The 10,559-nt window shown below is 30.4% G+C and carries 11 protein-coding genes; 4 read left to right on the forward strand and 7 right to left on the reverse strand.

The features are described 5' to 3' along the window. The first annotated feature begins 484 nt into the window (after positions 1-484). From nadA to nadC, 3 genes are read left to right on the forward strand one after another with little or no spacing between them, the layout of a single operon-like run. Complete coding sequence (nadA, locus tag J7M77_RS04380) at positions 485-1,396, forward strand: quinolinate synthase NadA (protein ID WP_296876381.1); 912 nt, start codon at positions 485-487, stop codon at positions 1,394-1,396. Between the two features lie 12 nt (positions 1,397-1,408). Then, positions 1,409-2,716 (forward strand): L-aspartate oxidase, encoded by a 1,308-nt coding sequence (locus tag J7M77_RS04385; protein WP_296876383.1) that lies wholly within the window; start codon positions 1,409-1,411, stop codon positions 2,714-2,716. After that, complete coding sequence (gene nadC / locus J7M77_RS04390; RefSeq protein WP_296876385.1) at positions 2,688-3,545, forward strand: carboxylating nicotinate-nucleotide diphosphorylase; 858 nt, start codon at positions 2,688-2,690, stop codon at positions 3,543-3,545. Before J7M77_RS04385 ends, nadC begins: the two co-directional genes overlap by 29 nt. A 26-nt stretch (positions 3,546-3,571) precedes the next feature. On the opposite strand, the gene J7M77_RS04395 is transcribed toward nadC, so the two are convergent. Continuing rightward, the gene (locus J7M77_RS04395) at positions 3,572-3,976 is read right to left on the reverse strand and encodes a hypothetical protein (protein WP_296876387.1); all 405 of its coding nucleotides are present in this window, start codon (positions 3,974-3,976) and stop codon (positions 3,572-3,574) included. A gap of 121 nt (positions 3,977-4,097) precedes the next feature. On the opposite strand from J7M77_RS04395, the gene J7M77_RS04400 reads away from it, so the two are divergent. Continuing rightward, positions 4,098-5,456, forward strand: coding sequence for an FAD-dependent oxidoreductase (locus J7M77_RS04400; RefSeq protein WP_296876388.1), 1,359 nt, complete (start codon positions 4,098-4,100; stop codon positions 5,454-5,456). Positions 5,457-5,528: 72 nt separating this feature from the next. Here J7M77_RS04400 and J7M77_RS04405 read toward each other — a convergent pair whose 3' ends face one another. The 6 genes from J7M77_RS04405 to J7M77_RS04430 form a co-directional block, all read right to left on the reverse strand. Further along, positions 5,529-6,119 carry a hypothetical protein gene (locus J7M77_RS04405; protein ID WP_296876390.1) on the reverse strand — a complete coding sequence of 197 codons (591 nt, stop codon included), beginning with the start codon at positions 6,117-6,119 and terminating at the stop codon, positions 5,529-5,531. After that, positions 6,106-6,753 (reverse strand): epoxyqueuosine reductase QueH, encoded by a 648-nt coding sequence (locus J7M77_RS04410; protein ID WP_296876392.1) that lies wholly within the window; start codon positions 6,751-6,753, stop codon positions 6,106-6,108. The genes J7M77_RS04405 and J7M77_RS04410 overlap by 14 nt, the downstream gene beginning before the upstream one ends. A gap of 52 nt (positions 6,754-6,805) precedes the next feature. Further along, the gene (gene queA / locus J7M77_RS04415; protein ID WP_296876394.1) at positions 6,806-7,831 is read right to left on the reverse strand and encodes a tRNA preQ1(34) S-adenosylmethionine ribosyltransferase-isomerase QueA; all 1,026 of its coding nucleotides are present in this window, start codon (positions 7,829-7,831) and stop codon (positions 6,806-6,808) included. Beyond that, entirely contained in the window at positions 7,832-8,968 is a 1,137-nt protein-coding gene (tgt, locus tag J7M77_RS04420) for a tRNA guanosine(34) transglycosylase Tgt (RefSeq protein WP_296876396.1), read from the reverse strand. Positions 8,969-9,052: 84 nt separating this feature from the next. After that, on the reverse strand, positions 9,053-9,841 hold the full coding sequence (locus J7M77_RS04425) for a Cof-type HAD-IIB family hydrolase (RefSeq protein ID WP_296876398.1): 789 nt from the start codon (positions 9,839-9,841) through the stop codon (positions 9,053-9,055). 49 nt (positions 9,842-9,890) lie between these two features. After that, positions 9,891-10,559, reverse strand: a 669-nt coding sequence (locus J7M77_RS04430; RefSeq protein WP_296876400.1) for a LytTR family DNA-binding domain-containing protein, incomplete at its 5' end; no start/stop codon positions are given.

Raw genomic sequence — 10,559 nt, forward strand, 5'->3', positions numbered from 1 at the left:
AACAATGGTACATTGTTCTTCAGGCGGGTCAAAAAGATTATGAAAGAGATAATTCCTCATGGAATATCTAATTATATTAGTAGTAATCTTATATTTAGTAAGGTCTAAAGAAGACTAACTAAATAAATGACCCGCTTATAAACAGCGAAAAGGATGAGTCGCACCTCATCCTTTTCATTTGGAATATCTAATTGCACTTATATAATTGCATATTTATCATCAAAAATCAAGTATTATATTTGTCATAATAGATATTTAAGTAAATATTTTGTAATAAGTTTTTGATGATTATAAAAAGAAATTACTATTAAGTATCAAACAGTGGCGATGTTTTAGAGATAGACATTATTTTTAAGTTATTTGAAATAAATTAATAAATTTAACTAGAAATATTAGATAAGCTCTTGTTAATATTTTCACTTGACATTATAATAGTTTTGTGGGATATTTATACCTAATATAATATAGTAAATGGGGAAATATAATGAAAGAGATTATTGAAGAAATTAAGCAATTAAAAAGTGAAAAAAATGCTGTTATATTAGCACATTATTATGTAGATGGGGCAATCCAGGATATTGCCGATTATTTGGGTGATTCTTATTATTTATCAAAGATTGCTGTTGATTGTGCGCAGGATGTAATTGTTTTTGCCGGAGTGGAATTCATGGGTGAAAGTGCTAAGTTATTGAGTCCAAATAAAACCGTATTAATGCCTGATTGTAATGCCGATTGTCCAATGGCACATATGGTTGACGAAGCTTTTATTAAAAAAATGAGAGAGCAGTATGATGATTTATGCGTAGTATGTTATATTAATTCAACTGCGCGAATTAAAACTTTAGCTGATGTTTGTGTTACTTCATCTAATGCTAAAAAGATCGTGGCAGCTTTACCAAATAAAAATATTTTGTTTATTCCTGATCAAAATCTAGGAAGACATATTGCTAAGATGATGCCTGAAAAGAATTTTCTTTTCTGTGATGGACATTGTCCAAGTCACTATCAATTAACGGTTGCGGATTTAAAATTGGCTAAGGAAAAACATCCTAATGCGCCGATTTTAATCCATCCTGAATGTAAACCTGAGTGTGTCTTAATGGCTGATTATGCCGGTAGTACCTCTGGAATTATCGATTACGCTACTAATGATAATGAACATGATGAGTTTATTGTGGCTACTGAAGTAGGGGTAATTCATGAAATGCAAAAACAAAATCCGGGTAAGAAGTTTTATTTAGCTAGTGATAAACTAGTTTGTCCGGATATGAAGAAAAATACTTTAGAGAAATTACGTGATTGTTTAAAATACAATTTAAATGAAGTTAAGTTAGATGATGAGTTTATGGCTAAGGCTAAAAAGCCGTTAGAAAGAATGCATGAGCTTGCAAAATAAGAGGATGATATTATGGATAATAATTATGATGTGATTATTGTAGGAACTGGTGCGGCGGGATTGTTTGCTGGGCTGTGTTTACCGGTTGATTTAAAGATTTTAATGATTACTAAAAATAAAATTGAAAATAGTGATTCTTATTTAGCTCAAGGGGGAATTTGTACTTTAAAAAGTGCTGATGATTTTGATGCTTTTTATCAAGATACTTTAAAAGCGGGAAGAAATGAAAATAATCCCGAATCAGTTAAGATCATGATTCAGCAGTCACCTCAAATTATGAAGGATTTAATGGATTATGGCGTAGAATTTGATCGTGATAGTAAAGGGAATCTGGCTTATACTCGCGAAGGAGCGCATTCACAATATCGAATCTTGCATCATCAAGATGTTACGGGTAAAGAAATTACATCAAAACTAATTATGCAAATTAAACAACGTGACAATGTTACGATCATTGAAGATGCAACAATGTTAGATATTATTAATAAAAATAATGTAGCTTCGGGAATCGTCATGGAAAAAGATGGGAAAAACTATCAAATGAATGCTAAAGTAGTTATATTAGCTACTGGTGGAATTGGTGGTTTGTTCCAACATTCATCAAACTTTAGACATATTACTGGTGATAGTTTTGCTATCGCCCTTAGAAATGATATTCAGCTGGAAAACTTGAATTATATTCAAATTCATCCAACGACTCTTTATACGACAAAACCAGGGCGCAGTTTTTTGATTAGTGAATCAGTACGCGGTGAAGGCGCTTATTTATTAAATCCGCGGATGGAACGCTTTGTGGATGAATTATTACCACGTGATGTTGTCAGCAATGCAATTAAAGCGGAAATGGATAAATATAATGCCAACCATGTTTATCTATCAGTTATTCATATGGATCATGACCAAATTAAAGAGCGTTTTCCTAATATTTATAATCGCTGTTTAGAAGAAGGTTATGATATGTTTAAAGATCCCATTCCCGTTGTTCCCGCTCAACATTATTTAATGGGGGGGATTAAAACCAATATTTGGGGTCAAACTTCAATGAAAAATCTTTATGCAGTTGGCGAAACTGCCTGCAATGGAGTCCATGGGGCAAATCGTCTTGCCAGCAATTCTTTACTTGAAAGTTTAGTTTTTGCTAAAAGAGCAGCTAAAAAGATTTGTGAACATATTGATGATACATTATTGATTGATCGTATCATCGATTTAGATAAATATGATAAAGATAAATTAGCACTTGAAAATAAAGAATTAATCATGAATGAAATTAAAAGAAAAGATGGTGAATTTTATGATAAATGGTGTAAATCTGAAAGTTAATATTGATGAATATATTTTAAATGCCTTAAAAGAAGATATTACTAGTGAAGATGTTACTACTAATGCCATTATGCCTGAAGCTAAACAAGGGCAAGTAGAATTGATTTGTAAACAAGATGGTATTTTATGTGGGATTGAAGTTTATCAGCGTACTTTTGAATTACTGGATCCAGCTTGTAAATTGGAAACGAATTATCAAGATGGTGATGTAATCAAAAAAGGTGATTTGATTGGTAAAGTTACTGGTGATATTCGGGTGTTGCTTTCTGGTGAACGGGTGGCATTAAATTATTTACAGCGAATGAGTGGAATTGCCACTTTTACTAAAGAATTGGTAGCAGTTTTAAAAGATAGCAAAACTAAATTATTGGATACTCGCAAAACAACACCAAATAATCGTATTTTTGAAAAATATGCGGTTAAAGTTGGCGGTGGAACTAATCATCGCTATAATCTATCAGATGGTATTTTAATCAAAGATAATCATATTGGAGCTGCTGGCAGCATTCAAAAAGCGGTAGAATTAGCTCGTAACTATGCTCCATTTGTTCGTAAGATTGAAGTGGAAGTGGAAACACTAGAACAGGTAAAAGAAGCAATGCAAGCAAAAGCGGATATTATCATGCTGGATAATATGGATAATGATACGATGAAACAAGCAGTTGCTCTAATTGGTAATCAGGCTCAAACTGAATGTTCGGGTAATGTTACGAAAGAAAGATTATTAGAAATTGCCAATTTAGGGGTTGATTTTGTTTCATCAGGAGCGATTACTTATGATGCTCCAATTCTAGATTTTTCAATGAAAAATTTAAAACCAATTGAGTAATATAAAAGCAGTGGCTAGCCACTGCTTTAATTGTATTTATGAGGATTATTATTTAGTTTACGACCATAAAGTAATTGTAATGCATAAAGATTTGGTTTTTCAAAAGTATCATTATCATCAATATCATGAATAGTTTGATAACAGATTTGTTCATATAAAAGAGAAATATCAGGATCAATATCATCCATGCTTTCAGCGATAAACATTAAATAAATTTGGTTTTTAAACCGTTTTCCAATTAATTCAAAATTCTGTTCAACCGAAAAAAGAGCAGTAAGAGCTTTTTTAATTAATGGAATATTCAAATCAACTAATTCCTCATTATTTACAACCGGTTTACCTCCATAAATAGTGCGGTTGATAATCATGGCAGCTAAATCACCATCTAAAATCAACTTTTTAATAAATAAATTAACTTCTTTTGTATCCATAAGCGACCTCCATAAATTTTTTTATATTATTTATATCTCCCGCTAATTACAAAATTACTTTTTTTATTTGAAAATTTTTTAATTTTTTTTATTTTGGGAATAAAAAAGAATAGGTGATTAGATGGAAAATATATCTTATTGGCAGCTTACTTGTAAATTACCGCACTATCCGGTATTTAAAGCAAACGATGTATATGATGTAATTATTGTTGGTGGGGGAATTAGTGGGATTTCATTAGCCTGGCGTTTAAATCAACAAAATTTAAAAGTTGCTTTATTGGAAAAAGATACTTTAGCTAGTCAGACAACGGGACATACTACTGGTAAAATATCTTATTTACATGGGGTAATCTATTATCAGCTTGCTAAAGCTTACACAATGGCAGTAGCTAAATATTATTTATATTCGAATATTGAAGCGTTTAATGAAATCGCAAAAATCATTAAAGAAAAGCAAATTGATTGTGATTATCAAATAAATACTGCCTATATATGTGCTAATGATGAAACTAACGCTAAAAAAATTAAGCAGCAAATTGAAATGTTTAAACAGTGGGGCTTTGATGTTATTGATAATCAATTACCGAATTATCAAGCTTCAATGGGACTGGAAAATCAAGCTATCTTTCATCCCCTTAAATACCTAAAAGGATTATTACAGGAATGTAATCATATTGATATTTTTGAACATTCTTTAGTTAGTAAAAGTTATCTTGAAAACGATTTAGTAAATTTAAAAGTTAATGATACTATCGCTAAAGCTAAGAAAGTAGTCTGGATGACTCGTTTTCCTATAAACTTACAAAATGGCTTCTTTTTTAAGATGCTACAAGAAAGAGAACATTTGACATATCAAAGTTTAGCTAATGATTCTAATAGTATTTTAGATTTAACTACTAATTACTCAAAACGCATGATCGACCAACATCATTGTTTGCTGATCAATCAAAAAAGTAAGGCTTCCTGGTATGGACAAGATAGTAAGCCGCTTCGAATATTGCCTTATATTGGTAAGTTAAACGATCTTGAATATGTTAGTTATGGTTATGATAAATGGGGAATGACATTAAGTCATGTAGCTAGTAAATTGATTTATGACTTATTAATTAGCGGTGATAGCAAGTATGCTAATACGTATAGTTTAAAAAATAGTAATTATTTAAGTTCAGGCAGTGATATAGTTAAATTAGTGAAAAATAATTTTCATGGAATGATCAAAAATCGTTTATTAGTAAGTAAAGAACATCATTTAAAAGCTAATCATGGTAAGGTGATTTATCATCGTGGTTCTTTAGTAGCTGTTTATCGTGATAGTAAAAATCGAACTGTTTATTTATCGCCATATTGTCCGCATTTAAGATGTGTAGTAGAATTTAATTTTCAAGATCAAACTTGGTGTTGTCCATGCCACGGTTCTATTTTTGATGCGTATGGGAAACTGCTTTATGGACCAGCTACTAGAAATTTAAAAGAAAAATAAGTAAAAATGGTTCTTACCTAGTAATAGTACTAAAAATGAGTATTTATACTTATAGGTAAGAACCGCTATTTATTATAAATTTTGTTTGAGATATTCTGATAATCTAAGGGGCTGATATAAACCATCGATTAGATTATAAGGATCTAAGATATTAACATGATACTTAATAAATGGTGTTAAAAACTGGAGATATGCTTCTTTAGTGTCTTCTAGACAAAAAGTAAAAGATTGGCGGTCGTTAAAGGTTAAAATAAATGTCGTTTCCACGCCTTTTTCGTCAGTTAAAATCTTATCAATATTTTTAATTTGAATTTCTAAAGAAGCAATACTAATATAGTTTTTACGATCTAAAAAGTATTCAATTTGTTCAGTTTTTTTATAAATCAAAATTAGTTTTATTAATTCAATAAAATTAAGGTTTTCACGATAAAGCATATAGCTATTAAAGAAAAGAAAGATCTTACGATTACTGCATATTATTGATATTGATAGAAAAAACAAAATCAAAGCAAATGAAACAATCAAAAGAATAATTGTTTTATATGGTGAATTTTCAACTAGAGCGATAACAATGATATATGCTAAAAAGATTGAACATAGTAAATAAAAGATTATAGTACTTTTAGATAATGGTTTAAAGCCATATCGATTAAGTGGCTCCATTTTCATCACGCTCCTTTTTTCTTTGCAGCATTTCCTGATATGAATAAACACAGCCACAATAACTTTGACGATATAAGTTATATTCTCTAGCCATATTAACTGATTTTAAATAACCATTATTTTTTTTAAAATCACTAAATAAAAATTTAGTTGTCGAACTAGGATAACTAGCTCCGATTTCATTGATCCATTGGCTGTTTTTATGTGGTGAAACACTTAAAACAGTAGTCCAATAATCGAAATGATGAATGCTGGCATAGTTATAAGCATCATCCATTCTTTTTTGATAACAAAGATAACAGCGTTTCCCTCCTTCTGGTTCATCTTTGTATTTAGAAAGATCTTTTAGATATTCTTGGGGTAAATATGGTTTTTCAATGACAGTAATGTTTTGATTAAAGTCTTGATTGAATTGTTCAATAAATTCCAATGATTCATGGTAACGTCGATAGTATTCTTGATCGGGATAGATATTGGAATTGGAATAATAAATGGTAACTTTAAATAAGTTACAAATTTCTTTTAGGACATTACTAGAACAAGGACCACAGCAGACATGTAATAATAATGTTGGCTGCTGGTCTTTTATTTTTTCTAATTCTTCTTTAAATTTTAAGTCATAATTAATTTTCATAGGATTATTATAGCACAATTAAAGTAAATAAAAAATGGAAGGATTCCTTCCATTAAATTATTAACATACTATCACCAAAACTAAAGAAACGATATTGCTGGTCAATAGCTTCTTGATAAGCTTTGAAAATAAATTCTTTTGAAGCAAAAGCACTAATCAGCATCAATAAAGTAGATTTTGGTAAATGGAAATTAGTAATTAAGCAATCAATTGCTTCATATTGATAGCCTGGATAAATAAAGATATCAGTATTTTCATGAGTTGCCTTAAATTTACCATATTTTTTAATATTCGCTTCTAAAGTTCTTGTCGAAGTAGTTCCTACGGCAATGATTCTTTGACCATTGGCTTTAGCCTGATTTAGTTTATCAGCTACTTCAGGTTCGATCATATAAAACTCACTATGCATGTGATGATCGTTAATATCATCAACTTTAACGGGTCTAAAAGTACCTAGACCAACATGTAAAGTGACATCTAAGATTTCAATACCTTTAGCTTTAATTTTTTCAATTACTTCATCAGTAAAATGCAATCCCGCAGTAGGGGCAGCGGCACTACCTTCAATTTTAGCGTAAACCGTTTGATAACGGTTTTGATCATCAAGTTTTTCTTTAATATATGGTGGTAAAGGCATTGTTCCTAATTGATCTAAGATTTCATAAAAGATGCCATCATAGATCATTTTAAAGATTCGAATGCCTTCATCTTTAACTTCAATACATTTAGCTTTTAATAAACCTTCACCAAAGCTGATTTCAGTATCCACTTTTACAATTCTTGCATTTCCTACCAAACATTGCCATGTATTATCACCAAGATCTTTTAATAATAAAACCTCAACATGACCATTAGTAGCTTCTTTGATCCCAAATAATCTAGCGGGAATAACTTTAGTATTGTTTCTAACTAAAATATCTCCTGGTTGTAAATAGTCAACTAAATCATAAAAATGTTTATGTTCAATTGTCTGGTTTTGACGATTTAATACCATTAATCTTGAAGTATCTCTCTTTTCTAAAGGATGCTGTGCGATTAATTCTTCCGGTAAGTTAAAATCAAATTCACTAAGTTTCATTTAAAACGCCCTCTTATATACATCATGACCATACTGGTTCAAAAATTCTTCTTTAAAATCTAATAAACGATCATTTTTAATCGCTTCACGAATATCTTTAGCTAACTGTAATAAAAAGTAAACATTATGGATCGATAATAATGTTTTACCAAAGATTTCATCACATTTATGTAAATGGCGAACGTAAGCACGAGTATAATTTCTACATGTATAACAATCACAGTTAGGATCTAGTGGTGTAAAATCGTATTTAAATTTCTCATTATTAATATTTAACCGCCCAAGACTTGTCATCACGGCACCATGGCGAGCAACTCTGGTTGGTAAGACACAATCATACATATCAATACCGCGAATAGCACATTCGATTAAATCGATTGGATTACCAACTCCCATTAAATAACGCGGTTTATCTTCAGGAAGCCATTGAATGGCATCTTCAACCATTTTATACATTACATCTTTAGGTTCACCAACACTGGTACCACCAATTGAATATCCGGGAAAGTCCATTGCTACTAGTTCTTTGGCACATTTTTCACGTAGATCACTAAAAGCACCACCTTGAACGATACCAAATAAGGCTTGTTTTTCTGTATTTTGATGTGCATCTTTACCTCGTTTAGCCCAACGTAAAGTTCGTTCAACACTATTTTTCATATAGTCATAGTCACATGGATAAGGAGCGCATTCATCAAAGGACATGATAATATCAGCTCCTAGTTTATTTTGAATTTCAATTGATTTTTCAGGTGATAAAAATAATGAACTGCCATCAATAATGCTTTTAAACTTAACCCCGGCTTCTTCAATCTTTCTAGTTTTTCCTAAAGAAAAAACCTGGAATCCACCACTATCAGTTAAGATTGGTCCATCATAATTCATAAATTTATGTAAACCGCCAGCCTGGCTTACTACATCTTCACCTGGGCGTAACCATAAGTGATATGTATTAGCAAGAATCACTTGTGATTCCATTTCTTTTAACATTTCCGGAGCAATTCCTTTTACTGTAGCTAAAGTTCCTACCGGCATAAACATTGGGGTTTCAACATCACCATGAGGTGTATGTAAAATTCCATAACGAGCATTTGATTGTTTACAAACATGTTTTAATTCATAGCTTATTGCAGCCATATTGTCCCTCCTTTTTAAAGCAATGCTATTATACCTTAAAGTATCTTTAAAAACAATTTAAAAAGCGTTATTTACCTAATAACGCTAGATTAATTCTAATTTTTTTAACGCATAGTCGATACCATCATCATCAACCGATTTACTAACTAAATAAGCTAGATCAAATAATTGGGGATCACCATTACCCATTACAATTGCATGCTTAACATATTCCAACATTGGTTTGTCATTAAAACTGTCACCAAAAACATAAGCATCATCTAATTCTAAATTAAAATAATCAACTAAAAATTGAATTCCAGTAGCTTTACTATAACCAATTGGTACTATTTCCCCAAAATCATCACCACGATGAATATATTGGAAATCATCACTAATAGCTTGTTTAAAACTATTTAAGTCACTGTTTTGATCAAACCAAACTGTAAATTTATCAAATAATAAATTAGGATCATCAAATTTCAGTATTTTAAAGCCTAATTCATTATAATGATCTTTGATTTCTCTTAAAATAGGATGATTGATTGTTTCATCAAGATAAACACAATCTTTTCCCTCTAAAATACCATCAATCTTTGTTTGTCTTAATAAATCAACTATTTCTTTACAACGATTAGCAGTTAAAGTTTTACTCAATAAAACTTGATCATGCAAGCGAATATAAGTACCACAGCCACAAACATAACCATCAGGATCTAATGCTTTTATTTGTTCATCAATTGTTGCAAAAGGCCGACCAGTATTAATAAAAATCAAATGACCGTTAGCTTTAGCTTTTTTTATTGCCGCAAAGGTACTGTCACAAATTGTATGGGTTGTTTCCGAAAGTAATGTACCATCAATATCAAAGAATAAAATTTTATTTGTGCTCATATCAAACCTCCATTAGTATTATACAAGATTTGTCGATAGTTACCAAAGGTTATTTAGAAATAATGTATTTTTGATAAGCAGCAATTGCCTGTTTATAACGACGGGTACTAATAGTTAGTTTGGTATTATTATTTAAAGTAATTTCTCTGTTATTGATTTTATCAACATAAAACCAGTTAATTAAAACTGACTGGTTGATTAAATAAAAATCATTTGAAGCAATCATTGTTTCTAAGTTTGAGAGTTTGTAACGAGTTGTAATCGTTGTTTTAACAGTATGAATAAAACTTTGATGACCGCAGCTATGACAATAGATAATATCTTTTTTATTGATTGTACAAAAATCGTTTTTAATTCGTAGTCTTAGTTTTGAATGATCATCAGGTGATAAAAGAGTCTGGTTAAAAGACGATGAAAAATTTTCTTTATCTAGATAAAGAAACTGATCAAAGCTATCATTATTTTCTAATAAGATTATTTTGCAATCAGGATGATTATCAAGATATTGTTTGATGGGTAAGTAAGTTATTAAACTGGATTGATTAATTAATAGAAAATCAAAAGATTTGGTTTTATCTATTTGTGCTATATTTTTATAAGTAGTGATGGCAATGGTCTGGTTAGCTTTATTAAAGATTGTTTTTAAGTATGTAATTGTTTTAGTTAAAAAGATTAAATTATCTATGATGATAGCAATTTTTTTCACAGTATCACTCCT

Origin of the sequence: Thomasclavelia sp. (assembly GCF_017889095.1) — a bacterium.
Classification (GTDB): domain Bacteria; phylum Bacillota_I; class Bacilli_A; order Erysipelotrichales; family Coprobacillaceae; genus Thomasclavelia.